Source organism: Nocardiopsis potens DSM 45234, assembly GCF_000341105.1.
In the GTDB taxonomy this organism is placed as follows: domain Bacteria; phylum Actinomycetota; class Actinomycetes; order Streptosporangiales; family Streptosporangiaceae; genus Nocardiopsis_A; species Nocardiopsis_A potens.
This window is the reverse complement of sequence record NZ_ANBB01000054.1, coordinates 36,010-55,106: the sequence shown is the minus strand read 5'-3', so window position 1 is coordinate 55,106 and position 19,097 is coordinate 36,010. Positions and strand designations below refer to the sequence as shown.

14 protein-coding genes are annotated in these 19,097 nt (G+C 73.9%); 12 read left to right on the top strand and 2 right to left on the bottom strand.

The annotated features are described in order from the left end of the window. Positions 1–25 precede the first annotated feature (25 nt). The 5 genes from ruvB to D459_RS0121880 all read left to right on the top strand — a co-directional run bounded on the left by ruvB (position 26) and on the right by D459_RS0121880 (position 5,284). Positions 26–1,045 (top strand): Holliday junction branch migration DNA helicase RuvB, encoded by a 1,020-nt coding sequence (ruvB, locus tag D459_RS0121900; RefSeq protein WP_017595152.1) that lies wholly within the window; start codon positions 26–28, stop codon positions 1,043–1,045. Positions 1,046–1,206: 161 nt separating this feature from the next. Continuing rightward, on the top strand, positions 1,207–1,602 hold the full coding sequence (gene yajC / locus D459_RS0121895; RefSeq protein WP_017595151.1) for a preprotein translocase subunit YajC: 396 nt from the start codon (positions 1,207–1,209) through the stop codon (positions 1,600–1,602). 79 nt (positions 1,603–1,681) lie between these two features. Next, on the top strand, positions 1,682–2,218 hold the full coding sequence (locus D459_RS0121890; protein ID WP_017595150.1) for an adenine phosphoribosyltransferase: 537 nt from the start codon (positions 1,682–1,684) through the stop codon (positions 2,216–2,218). Positions 2,219–2,649: 431 nt separating this feature from the next. Beyond that, the gene (locus D459_RS0121885) at positions 2,650–4,830 is read left to right on the top strand and encodes a RelA/SpoT family protein (protein WP_026120642.1); all 2,181 of its coding nucleotides are present in this window, start codon (positions 2,650–2,652) and stop codon (positions 4,828–4,830) included. A gap of 124 nt (positions 4,831–4,954) precedes the next feature. Further along, a complete protein-coding gene (locus D459_RS0121880) occupies positions 4,955–5,284 on the top strand; it encodes a cupin domain-containing protein (RefSeq protein ID WP_017595148.1) in 330 nt (109 codons plus the stop codon). A 244-nt stretch (positions 5,285–5,528) separates the two neighbouring features. Here D459_RS0121880 and D459_RS0121875 read toward each other — a convergent pair whose 3' ends face one another. After that, on the bottom strand, positions 5,529–6,761 hold the full coding sequence (locus D459_RS0121875) for a DUF349 domain-containing protein (protein WP_017595147.1): 1,233 nt from the start codon (positions 6,759–6,761) through the stop codon (positions 5,529–5,531). 309 nt (positions 6,762–7,070) lie between these two features. Here D459_RS0121875 and D459_RS0121870 point away from each other — a divergent pair, with 309 nt between their 5' ends. The 4 genes from D459_RS0121870 to D459_RS0121855 all read left to right on the top strand — a co-directional run bounded on the left by D459_RS0121870 (position 7,071) and on the right by D459_RS0121855 (position 13,683). Next, on the top strand, positions 7,071–7,763 hold the full coding sequence (locus D459_RS0121870; protein WP_017595146.1) for an MBL fold metallo-hydrolase: 693 nt from the start codon (positions 7,071–7,073) through the stop codon (positions 7,761–7,763). Between the two features lie 107 nt (positions 7,764–7,870). Next, on the top strand, positions 7,871–9,622 hold the full coding sequence (gene aspS / locus D459_RS0121865; protein WP_017595145.1) for an aspartate--tRNA ligase: 1,752 nt from the start codon (positions 7,871–7,873) through the stop codon (positions 9,620–9,622). A 551-nt stretch (positions 9,623–10,173) separates the two neighbouring features. Beyond that, on the top strand, positions 10,174–12,192 hold the full coding sequence (locus D459_RS0121860; protein WP_017595144.1) for a SpoIIE family protein phosphatase: 2,019 nt from the start codon (positions 10,174–10,176) through the stop codon (positions 12,190–12,192). A 147-nt stretch (positions 12,193–12,339) separates the two neighbouring features. Continuing rightward, a complete protein-coding gene (locus tag D459_RS0121855; RefSeq protein WP_017595143.1) occupies positions 12,340–13,683 on the top strand; it encodes a replication-associated recombination protein A in 1,344 nt (447 codons plus the stop codon). A 54-nt stretch (positions 13,684–13,737) separates the two neighbouring features. On the opposite strand, the gene D459_RS0121850 is transcribed toward D459_RS0121855, so the two are convergent. Then, complete coding sequence (locus D459_RS0121850) at positions 13,738–15,279, bottom strand: protein kinase domain-containing protein (RefSeq protein WP_026120641.1); 1,542 nt, start codon at positions 15,277–15,279, stop codon at positions 13,738–13,740. A gap of 283 nt (positions 15,280–15,562) precedes the next feature. Here D459_RS0121850 and D459_RS0121845 point away from each other — a divergent pair, with 283 nt between their 5' ends. Genes D459_RS0121845 through alaS form a run of 3 tightly spaced genes read left to right on the top strand, consistent with a single transcriptional unit; the run spans position 15,563 to position 18,950 of the window. Next, entirely contained in the window at positions 15,563–15,955 is a 393-nt protein-coding gene (locus D459_RS0121845) for a DUF948 domain-containing protein (protein WP_017595140.1), read from the top strand. Beyond that, on the top strand, positions 15,952–16,281 hold the full coding sequence (locus tag D459_RS0121840; protein WP_017595139.1) for a hypothetical protein: 330 nt from the start codon (positions 15,952–15,954) through the stop codon (positions 16,279–16,281). Before D459_RS0121845 ends, D459_RS0121840 begins: the two co-directional genes overlap by 4 nt. Continuing rightward, a complete protein-coding gene (alaS, locus tag D459_RS0121835; RefSeq protein WP_017595138.1) occupies positions 16,281–18,950 on the top strand; it encodes an alanine--tRNA ligase in 2,670 nt (889 codons plus the stop codon). Before D459_RS0121840 ends, alaS begins: the two co-directional genes overlap by 1 nt. The last annotated feature ends 147 nt before the right edge of the window (positions 18,951–19,097 follow it).

Here is a 19,097-nt window from a genome sequence, read left to right as displayed (position 1 = left end):
CCGGAGAAGGAGCCACCGACCCCTCATGGACGACCACGAGCGCGGCATCGTCTCCCCCGGTGCCGACCTGGAGGAGCGGGACCTGGAAGGGGCGCTCCGCCCCCGCCTGCTGGAGGACTTCGTCGGCCAGGACCGCGTCCGCGAGCAGCTCTCCCTGGTGCTCAGCGGCGCGCGCAACCGGGGCAGGGCCCCGGACCACATCCTGATGTCCGGCGGCCCCGGCCTGGGCAAGACCACGCTGGCCATGATCGTCGCCGCCGAGCTGGGCGCGCCGCTGCGGATCACCTCCGGGCCGGCCATCGAGCGCTCCGGCGACCTGGCCGCGGTGCTGTCCACCCTGCAGGAGGGCGAGGTGCTCTTCCTGGACGAGATCCACCGGATGGCCCGCCCCGCCGAGGAGATGCTCTACGTCGCGATGGAGGACTTCCGGGTCGACGTGATGGTCGGCAAGGGCCCCGGGGCCACCGCCATCCCGCTGGACATCGCCCCGTTCACCCTGGTCGGCGCCACCACCCGGGCCGGGCTGCTGCCCTCACCGCTGCGCGACCGGTTCGGCTTCACCGCGCACATGGACTTCTACGACCCGGCCGACCTGGAGCTCATCGTGACCCGCTCGGCGCGGCTGCTCGGCGTCGAGCTGGACGCCGACGCCGCGGCCGAGATCGCGGGCCGCTCCCGGGGCACGCCGCGGATCGCCAACCGGCTGCTGCGCCGGGTCCGCGACTACGCCGAGGTGCGCGGCGACGGCCGGCTCGACCTCCGGACGGCCCGCGCCGCGCTCTCCCTCTACGAGGTCGACGGGCGCGGCCTGGACCGGCTGGACCGGGCGGTGCTGGACGCGCTGCTGCGCCGGTTCCGCGGGGGCCCGGTGGGGCTGTCCACGCTCGCGGTGTCGGTGGGGGAGGAGCCGGAGACGGTCGAGGTGGTCGCCGAGCCGTTCCTGGTCCGGGCCGGCCTGATCGCCCGCACCCCGCGCGGCCGCGTCGCCACCCCCGAGGCCTGGGAGCACATGGGGGTCGAACCGCCCCAGGGCCTGGCCCCCTGAGGCCGCCCCCTTCCCTCCCCCGGGTGGTGCCGCCGGGAGGGATAGGGTGGCCGGTGGGGAACGCGGGGGCGTGCCCGTTCGTTCCCACTCGGCGTGACGCCGAGCCGCAGCCCGCCGAAGGCGGGGCGGCGGCCGCGAAATACATCAGGAAGGACGCCCCCGTGCAGGGCAACATCATTCTCGCCCAGTCCGCCCCGGCAGGGAGCGGCACCATGCAGTCGATTCTGATGATCGCACTGCTGGTGATCGTGTTCTGGCTGCTCATCATCAGGCCGCAGCAGCGGCGGCGCAAGCAGCACATGGAGATGCAGAGCGGGCTGCGGCCCGGTCAGGAGGTGCTGACCCAGGCCGGGTTCTACGGCACCATCGTCGAGGTCCGCGACAACGAGGTCGAGCTGGAGATCTCCCCCGGGTCGCGGATCCGGATCCTCAAGGCCGGCATCGCCGAGGTCGTCCCCGAGCCGGGCGCCGGCGACGACACCCCGGTCGAGGACCGCCCCGACTTCCCCGGATCCGACTCCGACTCCGACTCCGACGGTTCCGGCGACAAGAAGTAGCCGCGCCCGCGGCGACCGGGGGTGCCGCCGGCGCGCGCCGGCGGCACCCCGCCCCACGAGCAGGAGAGAACGCACCGAAATGCCCGCCGACGCAGACCTCGACGCGGTGATCAAGGCCGGGATCCGCGACATCCCCGACTTCCCCAGCGAGGGGGTGCTGTTCAAGGACATCACCCCGCTGCTGGCCGACCCGGCCTCGCTGCGCGCGGTGGTCTCGGCCATCGCCGACCCGCACCGCGCGGGCGGCGTCGACGCGGTGGTCGGGCTGGAGGCCCGCGGCTTCATCCTCGCCGCGCCGGTCGCCCTGGAGCTGGACGCGGGCTTCGTCCCGGTGCGCAAAGCGGGGAAACTGCCCGCCGAGACCTACCGCGAGTCCTATGATCTGGAGTACGGAACGGCGACCGTGGAGATGCACGTCGACGCGATCGCGCCGGGGGACCGCGTGCTGATCGTGGACGACGTCCTGGCCACCGGCGGCACCGGGCGGGCCGCGGTGGACCTGGTCCGCAAGGCCGGTGGTACGGTCGTTGGATTCTCGGTCCTGATGGAGCTCGGGTTCCTCAGCGGCCGTGGGAAACTGACCGACGTGGACGTCTCCGCGCTCACCGCCGCCTGACCCGCGCCGCGCACGCGGCCCCGCCCGACCGCCCTGAAATGCGGAGATACCGCATGAACCGGGCATTACACTTGCGGGCATACTCCACCGGTGCAGGCGCGTTGAACCAGGTGAGCCGTTCGTGCACGAACAGGCCGGCGGGTCGCCGGACGGTCGGGCGGACCCCCGCACCGACGGCCCCCGGGACAGCCGCGGGAGGGATGCCCATGCAAGGCGAGGTGACACCGACCGAGGCGGTCCTGGACCGGTCGCCCGAGCACGAGTCCTGTCCCGCGGGCGCCGCGCCCGGCGCGGCGCCCGCAGAGTCCCAGAAGGCCGGAGAAGAGCCGGCGGAGCAGCCGAAATCCGCTCCGGAGGCCCGCCCCGGCCCGTCCTCCAGTGTGCGTGTGCGCCGCAGGCTCGCGCGCCTCGGCGCCCAGCGGGGGGTGACCATGAACCCGGTCCTCGAACCACTGATCAAGACCGTCCGGGCGACGCATCCCAAGGTCGACGTGCGGCTGATCGAGCGGGCCTACGAGGTCGCCGCGCACTACCACCGCGACCAGAAGCGCAAGAGCGGCGACCCCTACATCACGCACCCGCTGGCGGTCGCCACCATCCTCGCCGAGCTGGGCATGCAGGAGCCCACCCTGGCGGCGGCGCTGCTGCACGACACCGTCGAGGACACCCCCTACACCCTGGACCGGCTCCGCGCCGACTTCGGCGACGAGATCGCCGAGCTGGTCGACGGCGTGACCAAGCTGGACAAGGTCAAGTACGGCGAGGCCACCCAGGCCGAGACGGTGCGCAAGATGGTCGTGGCGATGTCCCGCGACATCAAGGTCCTGGTGATCAAGCTCTGCGACCGGCTGCACAACATGCGCACCCTGCGCTACCTGCCGCAGGCCAAGCGGGAGAAGAAGGCCCGCGAGACGCTGGAGATCTTCGCTCCGCTCGCCCACCGCCTGGGCATGAACACCATCAAGTGGGAGCTGGAGGACCTCGCCTTCGCGACCATCTACCCCAAGCGGTTCGACGAGATCGCCCGGCTGGTCGCCGAGCGCGCCCCGCGCCGCGACATCTACCTGCAGGACGTCATCGAGGCGGTCTCCGCCGACCTGCGCGAGGCCAGGATCAAGGCCACGGTGCGCGGCCGGCCCAAGCACTACTACTCGATCTACCAGAAGATGATCGCCCGCAACTGCGGCTTCGACGAGATCTACGACCTCGTCGCGGTGCGGGTGCTGGTGGACAGCGTCCGCGACTGCTACGCGGCGCTCGGCACGATCCACGCGCGGTGGAACCCGGTCCCCGGCCGGTTCAAGGACTACATCGCGATGCCGAAGTTCAACATGTACCAGTCGCTGCACACCACCGTCATCGGGCCCTCCGGCAACCCGGTGGAGCTGCAGATCCGCACCCGCGCCATGCACCGGCGCGCCGAGTACGGCATCGCCGCGCACTGGAAGTACAAGGAGGACCGGGTCTCCGGCAAGGAGGGCGGCGGCAAGGCCAAGGGCGCCGGCGACATGGCCTGGCTGCGCCAGCTCATCGACTGGCAGCAGGAGACCAAGGACCCCGGCGAGTTCCTCGAGTCGCTCCGCTTCGACCTGTCGGTGCAGGAGGTCTTCGTCTTCACCCCGCAGGGCGACGTCATCTCGCTGCCGCAGGGCGCCACCCCGGTGGACTTCGCCTACGCGGTGCACACCGAGGTCGGCCACCGTACCGTCGGCGCCCGGGTGAACGGGCGGCTGGTCTCGCTGGAGAGCGAGCTGAGCAACGGCGAGACGGTGGAGATCCTCACCTCCAAGGCGCCCGACGCCGGGCCGAGCCGGGACTGGCTCAACTTCGTCAAGAGCGCGCGGGCCCGGAACAAGATCCGGCAGTGGTTCACCAAGGAGCGCCGCGAGGCCGCGATCGAGCAGGGCAAGGACGCCATCGCCCGGGTGATGCGCAAGCAGGAGCTGCCGATCAAGCGGCTGTTCAGCGGCGAGGCGCTGATCGCGCTCGCCCGCGACCTGCGCTACTCCGACGTGGACGCGCTCTACGCGGCGGTGGGGGAGAACCACGTCAGCGCGCAGAGCGTGGTGCAGAAGCTGGTGGAGTCGCTCGGCGGGATCGAGAGCGCCGAGGAGGACATCGCCGAGTCGGCGCTGCCCACCCAGGCCCCGCCGCGGCGCCGCCCGGCCGGCGGCTCCGGGGTGGTCGTCGAGGGCGACCCGGACGTGTGGGTCCGGCTCTCCCGCTGCTGCACCCCGGTGCCGGGCGACCCGATCGTCGGCTTCGTCACCCGCGGCAACGGGGTGTCGGTGCACCGCAGGGACTGCGTCAACACCCGGGCCCTGGACCCGGAGCGGATGGTCGACGTGGAGTGGCGCCCGGGGGAGTCCTCCATGTTCCTGGTCGCCCTGCAGGTGGAGGCGCTGGACCGGTCCCGGCTGCTCTCCGACATCACCCGGGTCCTCTCCGACCAGCACGTCAACATCCTGTCGGCGACCGTGCAGACCAGCAGGGACCGGGTCGCGCTGAGCCGGTTCACCTTCGAGATGGCCGACCCCACCCACCTGGGCCACGTGCTCAAGGCGGTGCGCGGGGTGGACGGCGTCTACGACGTCTACCGGCTGAAGAACTGACGGCCGCACCCTCCCGATGATCTTGACGTTGCGGGGGTATCAGAGCGCTCCGATACCCCCGCAACGTCAAGATCATCGGGGAAGGGTGCTAGGTGTCCGGGCCGCGGACCGGCAGACTGCTGCCATGAGGAAGTTCTCACTGGACGCGCTGGCCCGGCGGCACCTGGAGCAGGCGGCGGGCGCCGCGTCGGGGCGCAGCGCCGAGACGGTCTACGGCGGCCACGAGCGCACCCTGCGCCAGACCCTGATCGCGCTCACCGCCGGAAGCGCGCTGGGGGACCACCCCAACCCGGGGGACGCCACGGTCGCGGTCCTCCGCGGCCGGGTGGAGCTGACCACCGAGGCGGACTCCTGGGAGGGCCGCACCGGGGACATGCTCATCGTCCCTGAAGAGAAGCACGGCCTGCGCGCCCTGGAGGACTCGGTGGTCCTGCTCAGTATCGCCAAGACCTGACGGCCGACAGCGCCCCGGGGCCGGCCCCGCCGGCCGCCTCCGCGCGGGCGCTCGGCCGCGTCCGCGCCCCTGCCGGCCGCCGCCGCACCCGTCCGTACGGGTCCGGCCGACCGGCCGCCGGCGGCCTCGGCGCGGGCGCCGTGCGGCGGGGCGCCGCGCCGCCGACCGCTTCCGCGGGCGGGGCGGGAAACGGGTCCGGGCCCCGCCGTGCGGTGGGGCCCGGACATGGCGGAGCGCGGTACCGCTAGCTCATCTCCTCCAGCGCCTTCTCCGCCTCCTGCAGCCAGGAGCGGCGGGTGGCGATGCCGTCCTCCAGGTCGCGCACCTTCCGGTCGTCACCGGCGGCGCGCGCCTTCTCCAGCTTCTTCTCCATGTCCTCCAGGGAGCCGCGGAGCTGGTCCACGGTGGCCTGGGCGCGCGCCCGGGCCTCCGGGTTGGTGCGCTGCCACTCCTTCTCCTCGGCGCGGCGCACGTCCTCCTCGATCCGGCGGAAGGCGCCCTCCAGCCGGTCCCGGGAGTCCCGGGGCAGCTGGCCGGCCTCCTCCCAGGCCTCCTGGTAGTCCCGGAGCCGGGCGCGGGCCCTGCGCGGGTCGGAGATGGACTGCAGCTCCTGCTCGGCCTCGGCCAGGATCTTCTCCTTGGCCTCGGCGTTCACCCGCAGCTCGGCGTCGCGCTCGGCGAACACCGCGTTGCGGGCCTGGAAGAAGGCGTCCTGGGCGGCCTTGAACCGGGCCCACAGCCGGTCCTCGCTGGCCCGGTCGGCGCGGCCGCTGGCCTTCCAGCGCTGCATCAGCTCGCGGTAGCGGCCCGAGGTCGGGCCCCACTCGGTGGAGCCGGAGAGCTCCTCGGCCTCCGCCACGATCCGCTCCTTGGCCTCGCGGACCTCCTCGCGCTGGGCGTCCAGCCCGGCGAAGTAGGCCTTGCGCCGCTTGGAGAAGGAGTTGCGCGCGGCCGACATCCGCTTCCACAGCGCCTGCTCGGTGGGCCGGTCGGCGCGCGGCGCCGCCTTCCACTCGTCGATCAGGGCGCGCATCCGCTCGGCGCCGGACTTCCAGTGCGTGGTCTCCTCGGCCACCCGCTCGGCCTCGGCGACGATGCGCTCCTTGACCTCGCGGGCCTGGGTGCGGGCCTGCTCCTGGGCGTGCTTCTGCTCGATCTTGCGCTCCTCGGCCCGCTCGGCCAGCGCGTCCAGCCGGCGCATCAGCGAGTCCAGGTCGCCGACGGCGTGCGCCTCGCGCACCGCGGAGCGCAGCTTGTCCACCCCGGCCAGTGCCTGGGCGGCGGACAGGTCGGTGGTGCGCAGCCGCTTCTCCAGCAGTTCGACCTCGGTCACCAGGGAGTCGTACTTGCGGCGGAAGAAGGCCAGCGCCTCCTCCGGCGCACCCGCCTGCCAAGACCCCACGACACGCTCGCCCTCACTCGTGCGCACGTAGACCGTGCCGTCGTCGTCTACGCGGCCCCAGGGGTCGGTGGTCACCGTGTCCTCCAGCTGTGATGAGCCCGGCCGGGTCCGGCCGGGTCCGGTGTCGTCCGGGCGGTCGCGTCCGCGGCCACCGCCGTGACTATGCACGATATCCGTACGGTGGGCGGGATACCGACGCCGACCAATATGGCACCGCGGGGGCCCATGGTGAAAGGGCGGCCCGGCCCCCGGTGACCCAATGGTGACCAAAGGGTCCCCGGGCGGCGCCGGAAACGGTTCGCCGCAGGCGGGCGGCGTCGGTAGGCTCGGAGGGGCCGCTCGACGCCCCAGTGAGGACACCCGGAAGCGAGGTCGCCGACCACCGTGCTCATCGCCGCCTTCCCCGCCGGCCCGCTCGCCGCGAACTGCTACGTGGCCGCGCCCGAGGCGGGGGCCGAGTGCGTCGTCGTCGACCCCGGGCAGCAGGCGGCCGAGCCGCTGGAGGCGCTGCTCGCCGAGCACCGGCTCACCCCGGCGGCGGTGCTGCTCACCCACGGCCACTTCGACCACGTCTGGTCGGCCGCGCAGGTGGGCGACGCCTACGACGTGCCCGTCCTGCTGCACCCGGCCGACCGGGCCCTGCTCACCGACCCCGCCGCCGGGCTCGACCCGGCGCTGGCCGCGCAGCTGTCCGCGCTCCTGCCGGGCGGCGCCCCGGGCGAGCCGAAGCGGCTGGCCGAGGCCGCCGACGGCCTCCGCACGGACCACGCGGGGCTGCCGGTCACCGTGCACCACGCCCCCGGGCACACCCCCGGGTCGGTCGCCTACGCCCTGGAGACCGGGGACGGCGAGCCCGACGTGCTGTTCACCGGGGACCTGCTGTTCGCGGGCTCCATCGGCCGCACCGACTTCCCCGGCGGCGACCACGCCGAGATCCTGCGCAGCCTGGCGCGCACCTGCCTGAGCAGGCCGGACGAGACCGTGGTGCTCCCCGGGCACGGCCCGCGCACCACCATCGGCCGGGAGCGGGCGACCAACCCGTTCCTGCGCGACGTCCGAGATAGCGGCGGCCGCTGACCGGTCCGCCCACCGGCGGCCCCGGTCCCCGTGCACGTCAGGCATGATGGAAGGGCCGTCGCCGCGGCCCTTCGCCGCCGATAGATCCCAGATCAAGGAGAACCCCGTTGATCCGCACGCATGACGCCGGCGCGCTCCGCGCCGAGCATGCAGACGAGACCGTCGTCCTCGCCGGATGGGTGGCCCGCCGCCGCGACCACGGCGGCGTGGTCTTCCTCGACCTGCGCGACGCCTCCGGCGTCGTCCAGGTCGTGGTCCGCGAGGACGACCTCGCCCACGACCTGCGGGCCGAGTACTGCATCAAGGTCACCGGTTCGGTGCGGATCCGCCCGGAGGGCAACGAGAACCCGGAGATCCCCACCGGCGCGGTCGAGGTCACCGCGTCGGAGACCGAGGTGCTCAGCCCCGCGGCGCCGCTGCCGTTCCCGCTGGACGGCTCGCAGGAGATCGCCGAGGAGACCCGGCTGCGCTACCGCTACCTGGACATGCGCCGCCCCGAGCTGGCCGACGCGCTGCGCGTCCGCTCCAAGGCCACCTACGCGGTGCACGACGTCATGCGGGAGCTGGACTTCACCAACGTGGAGACGCCCTACCTGACCCGCTCCACCCCGGAGGGCGCCCGCGACTTCCTGGTCCCGGTGCGGCTGCAGCCCGGCAGCTGGTACGCGCTGCCCCAGTCGCCGCAGCTGTTCAAGCAGCTGCTCATGGTCGGCGGGCTGGAGCGCTACTACCAGATCGCGCGCTGCTTCCGCGACGAGGACTTCCGCGCCGACCGGCAGCCGGAGTTCACCCAGATCGACATCGAGATGAGCTTCGTCGACCAGGAGGACGTCATCGCCGTCGGCGAGAAGATCGTCTCCCGGCTCTGGAGCGAGGTGCTGGGCTACGAGATCCCGCTGCCGCTGCCCCGGATGCCGTTCGCCGAGGCGATGTCCCGCTACGGCTCGGACAAGCCGGACCTCCGCTTCGGGGTGGAGCTCACCGAGCTGACCGACTTCTTCGCCGACACCTCCTTCCGGGTCTTCCAGGCGCCCTACGTGGGCGCGGTGGTGATGCCCGGCGGCGCCTCGCAGACCCGCCGCGAGCTCGACGGCTGGCAGGACTGGGCCAAGGCGCGCGGCGCCAAGGGCCTGGCCTACGTGCTGGTGCAGCCGGACGGCACGCTGGGCGGCCCGGTCGCCAAGAACCTCTCCGACGCCGAGCGGTCCGGGCTGGCCGGCAAGGTCGGCGCCGAGCCCGGCGACGCGGTCTTCTTCGCGGCCGGCGGGCGCCGCGCCTCCCAGGAGCTGCTCGGCGCGGCCCGGCTGGAGATCGGCCGCCGGCTCGACCTGATCGACGAGTCGCAGTGGTCCTTCCTCTGGGTGGTCGACGCCCCGATGTTCGAGGAGGACGGCGAGGGCGGCTGGACCCCGGTGCACCACCCGTTCACCGGCCCCAAGCCGGAGTGGGCCGAGGAGTTCGACAAGGACCCGGGCAACGCGCTGGCCTACGCCTACGACATGGTCTGCAACGGGTCGGAGATCGGCGGCGGCTCGATCCGCATCCACCAGGTCGACGTGCAGGAGCGGGTCTTCGCCACCCTGGGCATCGGCCAGGAGGAGGCCCGGTCCAAGTTCGGCTTCCTGCTGGACGCCTTCGCCTTCGGGCCGCCCCCGCACGGCGGCATCGCCTTCGGCTGGGACCGCATCATCACCCTGCTCACCGGCGGCGAGTCGATCCGCGACGTCATCGCGTTCCCCAAGACGGCCTCCGGCGGCGACCCGCTGACCGGCGCGCCGACGCCGATCACCGCGGCGCAGCGCGCCGAGGCCGGCATCGACCACGACCCGGAGCAGGACGCCGGGGAGAAGAAGGAGTAGCCCTCCCGGGCCGCCGCGCGGCGGCCCGCCGGAGCGCACCGACCGGGGCCGCCGACGGCGGCCCCGGTTTTCCATTTCTGGTTAAAAGTCCGATTCGGGGACGGTAGTTCGGCAATTCCGGGAGCGGCGGAGGGAATAGCGGAACGGCAACGGAATCGGTCGCGACACGTCCGGTTTCGGCCGTTCTTCCGGGTGTTTTCCGCTCCGGAATCCGGTTCTCGGCGATCGGGGCGGCCCGGCACGTGCGGTGGGGGAGGCGGAGAACGGCCCGGGTCGCATACGGTGGTGCGGACCGCGGATCCGCGGGGAGGGCGCCGCCGCTGCGCGAGGGGAACGGCGGGGCGCCGCGGACCGCCGCGGGCACGACGCCCCTCGCGGCCCGGCGCCGACCGCCATTCCCGGAGGCGGCGCCGCACGCCGGCCGCGGAAGGGGCGCTTTCCACTACCCGCGGAGGGGGGACCCCTCGCTAAACTGGGCCGAATCGGATGCTCGACGGGAGGACGCCGGTTCGGCATACGCGTCGGATCGACAGCAGGGATTGAAACAACTCGTGAACCGCACAACCGGCTCAGCGGAGGGGCGCGCAGAGCCGCCGGCCGCCCGCCAGGACGAGCGCGGCGCCGACCGGACGGTCGCCGCGGCCTTCGACGGCGCGCCCGCCGCGATGGCGGTGGTCGACCGGTCCGGCTCCATCCTGCTGGCCAACCGGGCGCTCACCGCGCTGACCGGGCGCTCCGAGGCGGAGCTGTCCGGCCGCGCCTGGCCGGACCTGCTCGCCGACGCCGACTGCGGCCGCGGCTGGGACCTGCACCGCGACGCCTTCGAGCAGACCGAGCCCCGGCCGCGCACCCTCGCCCTGCTCGGCGTCGACGGAGAGCGCCGCCGGATGGCGGTGCGCGGCCGCGCCCTGCCCGGGAACGGGGCGGACGGCCCCGCCGCGGTGGTCATGCTCCAGGAGGCGATGCGCGACGAGGAGGTGCTGCGCGCCATCACCGAGCTGCGCACCGCCGGCTCCGACACCGCGCTGTGGAGCCTGGACCTGCGCACCGGCCGGCTCCGCGAGCTGTTCGGCCCCTCCCCGCTGGGCCGGATGCTCGCCGGGGACGCCCGGAGCCTGGAGGACTGCCTGGCCCGGGTGCACCGGGACGACATCGCCCGGGTGCGCGACGCGATGGAGGCCTCCAAGCAGGGCCGCGACTACGAGCAGCGGTTCCGGATGACCGACCGGTTCGGCGACGAGCGGGTGCTGCACGCCAAGGCCCGGTTCATCGGCGGCCCCGAGGACGCCCGCCTGGTCGGCGTCATCGACGACGTCACCGAGCACGTCCAGCTCATCCGCAGGCTCGCCGACCGGCGCCGGATCGAGGCCGCGCAGGGCCGGCAGGTCACCGAGCTGGCCGCCAAACTGGTCTCGGCCACCACCGTGGACGAGGTCACCGGGCTGCTCACCGAGGAGTTCGTGCCGATCTTCGGCGGCAGCGCCGCCGGGGTGATGCTGGTCGAGGACGGCCTGCTCCGCTCCTACCCGAGCAGCGCCCAGCGCACCGGGACCGCGTCGATGATCGACGGCCGCGACGCCGCCGACACCTCCTACCCGATGGGCGCGGTGGTCCAGGACCGCCAGCCGCGCTTCTTCGAGAGCCGCGCGGAGATCCTGGAGCGGTTCCCCGCCGTCGGCGAGATCCTCGTGCACAGCAGCGCCCAGTCCTGGGCCACCGTGCCGATCTTCGGCGACCGCCGGGTGGCGCTGGGCGTCTGGCAGGTCGCCTGGAACCAGCCGCACCACGCCACCCCGGACGAGCGGGCGCTGATGCTCACCCTCGCCGGGCTGGCCGGCCAGGCCCTGCAGCGGGTCCAGCGCCAGCAGGCCGAACTGGAGCTCGCCGACGAGGTGCAGCGGCGCATGCTGCCGCCGCAGATCCCCGAGGTCCCCGGGATCGACATCGCGGTGCGCTACCTGCCGGCCCGCGCCGGCTGGCGGGTCTGCGGCGACTTCTACGACGTCATCCGGCTGCCCGAGCGGCGGGTGGGCCTGGTCGTCGGCGACGTGCAGGGCCACGGGGTGGAGGCCGCCGCGGCCATGGGCCAGATCCGGGTGGCCTTCCGGGCCTACGCCACCACCCAGATCGACCCCGGCGTGGTGCTGGCCGAGACCAACCGGCTGCTCACCGAGACCGGCGAGATCGTCTTCGCCACCTGCGGCTACCTGGTGCTGGACCTGGACACCGGGCAGATGCAGGCCGCCTGGGCGGGCCAGCCGCCGGCGGTCATCGCCTCCGAGGAGGGCTACCAGGTCTGGGAACCGGAGACCGGCCCGCCGGTCGGGGTGGACGGCGACAGCAAGTACGCCGTCACCACCCGGGTGCTCAACCCGGGGGAGACCCTGCTGATGTGCTCCGACGGGCTGGTGGAGAGCTCCGAGGTCGCGATGGACGACGGGATCGCCGCGGTCGGCGACGCGCTGCACACCATGGCCCCGGACGTGCACGCCGCCGCCACCTCCCTGGCCGCCCTCGCCCCGGCGGGCCGCGGCGACGACATCGCCATCCTCCTCGCCCGCCTGGACTGACCCGGCCCGCACCCGCCCGGATCCGGGCCGGCCCGCGTCCGCCCGCCGGCCCGCCCATCGGTCCGCGCCGCCTGGTCCCGCCCGTCTGCCCGCGCCCGCCCGGATCGACCGGCGGCCGCCCGGCCGCGGCGCCGGTACTGTGGAGCCGTGTCCGAAACACTGTTCGACGACGCCGGGGCCGAAGCCCAGCGGGGGCAGGAGCCGCTCGCGGTGCGGATGCGCCCGCACACCCTCGACGAGGTCGCCGGCCAGCGCCACCTGCTCGGCGCCGGGAGCCCGCTGCGCCGCCTGGTCGAGGACGACGCCCCGATGTCCCTCTTCCTGTGGGGGCCGCCGGGGACCGGCAAGACCACCCTGGCCACCGTGGTCAGCCGGGCCACCGACCGGCGGTTCGTCGAGCTGTCCGCGGTCAGCGCCGGGGTGAAGGACGTCCGCGCCGTCATCGACGAGGCCAAGCGGCGGATGGGCATGCACGGCACCCGCACCCTGCTCTTCGTCGACGAGGTGCACCGGTTCAGCAAGACCCAGCAGGACGCGCTGCTGCCCGCGGTGGAGAACCGCTGGGTCAGCTTCATCGGCGCCACCACCGAGAACCCGTTCTTCTCCGTGGTCAGCCCGCTGCTCTCCCGCTCGCTGCTGCTCACCCTGGAGTCGCTGGACGACGACGACGTCCGCGGCGTGCTGCACCGGGCGCTCACCGACGAGCGCGGCCTGGCCGGCCGGCACACCCTGGCCGCCGAGGCGGAGGAGCACCTGGTCCGGCTGGCCGGCGGCGACGCCCGCCGGTCGCTCACCTACCTGGAGGCCGCCTCGCTGGTGGCCGGCGGCCGCCCCGAGATCACCCTGGCCGACCTGGAGCGCGCCGTCGACCGGCACGCGGTCCGCTACGACCGCTCCGGGGACCAGCACTACGACGTGGTCAGCGCGTTCATCAAGAGCATGCGCGGCAGCGACCCGGACGCGGCCCTGCACTACCTGGCCCGGATGATCGAGGCCGGCGAGGACCCGCGGTTCATCGCCCGCCGGATCGTGGTGCACGCCAGCGAGGACGTCGGCCTGGCCGACCCGAGCGCGCTGCAGGCGGCGGTCGCCGCGGCCCAGGCGGTGGACCTCATCGGCCTGCCCGAGGCGCGGATCAACCTCGCCCAGGCGGTGCTGCACATCGCCCTGGCCCCCAAGTCCAACGCGGTGATCACCGCCATCGACGAGGCCCTCTCCGACGTCCGGGCCGGCCGGGCCGGACCGGTCCCGCTCCACCTGCGCGACGGCCACTACAAGGGCGCCGAGGCGCTCGGCCACGGCAAGGGCTACCTCTACGCGCACGACTTCCCCGGCGGGGTCGCCGCCCAGCAGTACGCCCCGGACGGCCTCGACGGCCGGGACTACTACCGCCCCACCGCGCACGGCGCGGAGCGCCGCTACGGCGAGGTCCTGCAGCGGATCAAGGAGGTCCAGCGCCGCCGCGACCCCGGCCCGGACCCTTCGCGTTGATCTTGGACTCATCGACTCGATGAGTCCAAGATCAACGGGGGAAGGCGCTCCGGGTCAGACCGCCGCCGGGTCCGGGAAGAGCTCGGTGATCCGGGTGATCTCCGGGTCGCCGCCCTCACCCGGGGCGATCTCCACCTCGGCGATGACCACCCGGCCCCAGCCCAGGTAGTCGATGAAGTCCCGGCCGGTCATCTCGTAGGTGCCGCGGCCGTCCTCGATGTGGCCGGGGCCCGGGCGGCAGAAGTTCGCGCACAGCACCTCGGCGTTCTCGGCGATCACCGCCTCCTCCGGCTCGCCCTCGGCGTCGGTCCAGTAGCCGCTCCAGGTGTCCGGGGAGAGCAGCACCCCCTCCGGCGGCTCCATGCCCTCGACCCGCTGCACCGGGGTGAAGGCCCACGGGCCGTCCACCGGGTTCCGCTGCGCCGTGGGGTCGAAGCGGACCGTCTCCACCCGGGGCTCCTCCGCGGAGGGGGAGGCGGACGGCGAAGGGGAGGCGCCCCCGGCCTCCTCCGGCGGGGCGGTGCCGCCGCCGAGCGCGGACAGCGCCGCCCAGGCGCCCCCGCCGACCAGCGCCAGTGCCAGGGCGGCCGCGCCGACCAGCAGCGGCGTCCGGCCGCGGCGGCGCACCCCGCCCTCCTCCAGGTGGATCACCCGGGGGAGCCGGGCCGGCTCCACCACGCCCTGCCACTCCCGGGACAGCACCTTGGTGATCGCGGTGCCCTTGACCCCGTTCGCCGCCTCGGACCGGTCCTCCTCCTCCCAGACCGCGATCGCCGCGCCCATCAGCTCGCGCACCGACGGCCGCCGCCCCGGGTCCTTGTCCAGCGTCCGCTCCAGCAGCGGCACCAGCGACGCCGGGGCGCCGTCCAGCACCGGCTCCTCCTCCTGCACCCGGCGGGCCAGCTCCTCCGGCTCGCCCAGGCCGAACGGGAGCCGCCCGGTGGCGGCGAACGCCATCACCGCGCCCCAGGAGAACACGTCGGAGGCGGGGGAGGGCTCGGCGCCCCGGTGCCGCTCCGGGCTGAGCCAGGCGCCCGCGGTGCGCCGCAGGTGCTCCTCGTCGCCGGGCAGCGCGCAGTCCAGGATGCGCGGCCCGTTCGCGCCGATGAGCACGCAGCCCGGCTTGAGGTCGCCGTGGGCCACGCCGTGCCGGTGCAGCGCCAGCAGCCCCTCGGCGAGGCCGGCCGCCAGCGCCAGCAGCCGCCCGCTCCCCATCGGCCCGCGGCGCCGGATGTAGGCGGCGAGGGGGATGCCCGAAATGTAGGGCATCGCCAGCCACGGGGGGTCGGCGTCGGCGTCGTGCCGCGCCGGGGGCACGAAGATCCGGCCGTCCGCCCCGGCCACCGCCTGCAGCCGCTCGCGGAGCTGGGCGCGGCGGCCGGGGTCGGCCAGCACGGGGGAGGTCAGCACCTTCACCGCGGCCAGCGGGTCCTCCCCGCCCATCGGGTCCACCGCGGCGTAGACGGTGCCCGTCCCGCCCCCGCCGATCCGGCCGATGACCAGGTAGGGCCCGATGCGCCGCGGGTCCTCCGGGGAGAGGCCGCCCATGTTCGGCGGCACCAGGACGGACATCTCGTGCTGGGAGCGTCGGCTCATGGGGGTCCTGTCTGACGGTGGGGCGGTTGCCGAGGGGGTCGCGGCGCAATGGTAGAGGAACCGGGCGGAAAGGGGGCCGCGGCCCCGGCGGGCCCGGCCGCGCCCCGGACCGCCCGGCGCACCGGGCCCGGAGGGCGGGGCGGTCCGGGGCGCGGAGCGGGGAAGCGGGGCGGGGCCCCGCCGGACGCGATAGGGTCGTCCCCATTCGGATATCCGAATCCCGGGTGCGCCCTCGTGCCCCCGCTCGTTCCCCGAACTCCCCTGAACCGCCTAGGGAGCCCGCATGCTGACCGGAGGAGAGCTCGCCGCGCTCATCGCGGCGGTGGTCTGGACCGTCCTGGTGGCCTTCCTCTGCGTGGCCCTGGTGAAGCTGACCCGCCTGCTCTCCGAGACCACCAAGGTGGTCCGCGAGCTCGGCGAGCGCTCCCGGCCGCTGCTGGACGACGTCGCCGCGACGGTCGAGCGCACCGACGCCTCGCTGGAGCGCGTCGAGGAGATCACCGCGAACGTGGCCACCACCACCGAGGACCTGTCCACCATGACGGCGCTCACCCGCTCGGTGGTGACCGGGCCGCTGGTGAGGCTCGCCTCCTTCTCCTACGGGGTGCGGCGGGTCATGGGGCAGCGCAAGGCGCTCGCCCTGGTGCGCACCCGCAGGAGGAGGGAGCGGCGATGATCCGCAGGCTCGCTTATCTTGTCGCAGGTGCCGCCCTCGGCGGGTATGTTGTCCACAGGCTCAACCGCACGGCCCGTGCGTGGAGCCCGGACGGCATCGCCGGCCGCGTCGAGGGGCGGATCGCCGACTACCGTGCCGCGCTGCGCGAGTTCAACGAGGACGTCCACGCCGCCACCGAGGAGCGGGAGGCCGAGCTGCGCCGCCTCTACGCCCCTCCTCGGAAGAGCCACGGCAGACCCGCGCTCCCACCCCCCGGAGGGCCGGCACGGCCGTTGATCGAACCGCACGGCGCCCACGACGCGCCCGAGAAGAAGGACGGCCCCTGATGGAGACGGCAGAAATCGCGCGCCGCTTCCTCGCATTCTTCGAGAAGAACGGACACACCGTCGTCCCCTCCGCGAGCCTGATCGCAGAGGACCCCACCCTGCTGCTGGTCCCGGCCGGCATGGTGCCGTTCAAGCCCTACTTCCTGGGGCAGCGCACGCCCCCGCACGCCACCGCGACCAGCGTGCAGAAGTGCATCCGGACCAAGGACATCGAGGAGGTCGGCAAGACCTCCCGGCACGCCACCTTCTTCCAGATGCTCGGCAACTTCTCCTTCGGGGACTACTTCAAGGAGCGGGCCATCCCGCTGGCCTGGGAACTGGTCACCACCCCGGTCGAGCAGGGCGGCTTCGGCATCGACCCGGACCGGCTCTGGGTCACGGTCTACCTCGACGACGACGAGGCCGCCGAGATCTGGCGGGACAAGGTCGGCGTCCGCCCCGAGCGCATCCAGCGCATGGGCAAGGAGGAGAACTACTGGGACATGGGGGTCCCCGGACCCTGCGGCCCCTGCTCGGAGATCTTCTACGACCGCGGCCCGGAGTACGGCGCCGAGGGCGGCCCGGCGGCCGACGAGAACCGCTACATCGAGATCTGGAACCTCGTCTTCATGCAGTACGAGCGGGGGGAGGGGTCCGGCAAGGACTACCCGATCCTCGGCGAGCTGCCGAAGAAGAACATCGACACCGGCCTGGGCCTGGAGCGCCTCGCCGCGGTCCTGCAGGGCGTCGACAACATCTACGAGACCGACATCATCGGCCGCGTGCTGCACCGGGCCGCCGAGCTCACCGGCACCCGCTACGGCGACGACGCCCAGCAGGACGTCATGCTCCGGGTGGTCGCCGACCACGTGCGCAGCGCCGTGATGCTGGTCGGCGACGGGGTCCGGCCCGGCAACGAGAAGGCCGGCTACGTGCTGCGCCGCATCCTCCGCCGGTCCATCCGCAACCTGCGGCTGCTCTCCGGCACCGAGACCGCCTTCCTGCACGAGCTGACCGAGGTCAGCATCGACGCGATGAAGGACATCTACCCGGACCTGCTGGACAAGGCCCAGGTCATCTTCGGCGTCATCGACACCGAGGAGAAGAACTTCGCCGACACCCTGCGCTCCGGCACCGCCCTGTTCAACCGGGCCGCCGAGCGCACCCGCGCGGCCGGCGGCGGCACCTTCTCCGGCGCCGACGCCTTCCAGCTGCACGACACCTACGGCTTCCCCATCGACCTCACCCTGGAGATGGCCGCCGAGCAGGGCCTGCAGGTGGACGAGAACGCCTTCACCGAGCTGATGACCCGGCAGAAGGAGACCGCCAAGCGCGACGCCAAGGCCAAGAAGCTCGGCAACGCCGACATCAGCGTCTACGCGCGGCTGCTGGACGCCTCCGGCGCCACCGAGTTCCTCGGCTACACCGACCACGAGAACGAGGCGCGCGTCCTCGGCCTGATCGTGGACGGCGAGGCGGTCGGCGCGGCCCGGGCCGGCGAGCAGGTGGAGGTCGTGCTGGACCGCACCCCGTTCTACGGGGAGTCCGGCGGCCAGCTCGCGGACAAGGGCGTGATCGAGGCCGACGGCCGCGGCGCCGTCGACGTCGACGACGTGCAGAAGCCGCTGCCCGGGCTGTTCGTGCACCGCGGCACGGTGCGCAGCGGCGAGCTGGTGGTGGACGACACCGTCCGCGCGGCCATCGACACCGACCGCCGCGCCTCGGTCTCCCGCTCGCACTCGGCGACCCACCTCATCCACTCCGCGCTCCGCAACGCGCTCGGCCCCTCCGCCGGGCAGGCGGGCTCGGAGAACCGGCCGGGCCGGCTCCGCTTCGACTTCACCGCCGAGCGGGCGCTCGGCGAGGCCGAGCTGGCCGAGGTCGAGGAGGAGGTCAACACCGTCCTGGCCGGCGACATCCAGGTGCGCGACTTCCAGACCACGCTGGACGAGGCGCTCAAGATGGGCGCGCTGGCCATGTTCGGCGAGAAGTACGGTGACCGGGTCCGGGTCGTCGAGATGAGCGACTACTCCCGCGAGCTGTGCGGCGGCACCCACGTCGGCGCCACCGGCCAGCTCGGCGTGGTCAAGCTGCTCGGCGAGTCCTCGATCGGCTCCGGCGTGCGCCGGGTGGAGGCCGCCGTCGGCATCGACGCCTTCCGCCGGCTGTCCAAGGAGTCCCTCCTGGTCGGCCAGCTCTCCGAGCAGCTCAAGACGCCGCGCGAGGAGCTCCCCGAGCGGATCGAGGCGATGGTCTCCCGGCTCCGCGCCGCGGAGAAGGAGATCGAGCGGATGCGCGCCGAGCGCGTGCTGCAGGCCGCCGCGGACCTGGCCGCGAACGCCCGGGAGACCGCCGGGGCGCTGCTGGTCGTGCACCGCGCCGAGGACGGCGCCACCGGCGACGACCTGCGCCGGCTCGCCCTGGACGTGCGCGGCCGGCTGGACGCCGACCGGCCCGTCGTGGTCGCCGTCGCCGGCGTGCCCAAGGACCGCCCGGTCGTGGTGGTCGCCGCGAACAAGGCCGCCAACCAGCGCGGCCTCAAGGCCGGCGAGCTGGTCGGCGTGGCCGCCCGCGAACTCGGCGGCGGCGGCGGCGGCAAGCCGGACGTGGCCCAGGGCGGCGGCACCGACACCGGCGCCGTGGACGCTGCGCTGAGCGCGGTCGAAGCGCGCGTCGCGACCTCCGCATAGCCCCGAGCCGAGGCAGACTGCGACATAAGACGCCCGCCGCGCGCCGGACCCGTCCGGCGCGCGGCGCCCGCTGCCGCGCCCTCGGTGCGCGGCGCCCGAGCGCCTGCAGCGGCGCGAGCCGAGAAAGGACCAAGATCGTGACCGCTC

Excerpts from the sequence above, each read along its gene's own strand:
- ruvB (WP_017595152.1), top strand. The coding sequence starts at position 26 with ATGGACGACCACGAGCGCGGCATCGTCTCCCCCGGTGCCGACCTGGAG.
- D459_RS0121880 (WP_017595148.1), top strand. The coding sequence starts at position 4,955 with ATGAGGAAGTTCTCACTGGACGCGCTGGCCCGGCGGCACCTGGAGCAG.
- D459_RS0121890 (WP_017595150.1), top strand. The coding sequence starts at position 1,682 with ATGCCCGCCGACGCAGACCTCGACGCGGTGATCAAGGCCGGGATCCGC.
- D459_RS0121845 (WP_017595140.1), top strand. The coding sequence starts at position 15,563 with ATGCTGACCGGAGGAGAGCTCGCCGCGCTCATCGCGGCGGTGGTCTGG.
- D459_RS0121850 (WP_026120641.1), bottom strand. The coding sequence starts at position 15,279 with ATGAGCCGACGCTCCCAGCACGAGATGTCCGTCCTGGTGCCGCCGAAC.
- alaS (WP_017595138.1), top strand. The coding sequence starts at position 16,281 with ATGGAGACGGCAGAAATCGCGCGCCGCTTCCTCGCATTCTTCGAGAAG.
- D459_RS0121840 (WP_017595139.1), top strand. The coding sequence starts at position 15,952 with ATGATCCGCAGGCTCGCTTATCTTGTCGCAGGTGCCGCCCTCGGCGGG.
- D459_RS0121885 (WP_026120642.1), top strand. The coding sequence starts at position 2,650 with ATGAACCCGGTCCTCGAACCACTGATCAAGACCGTCCGGGCGACGCAT.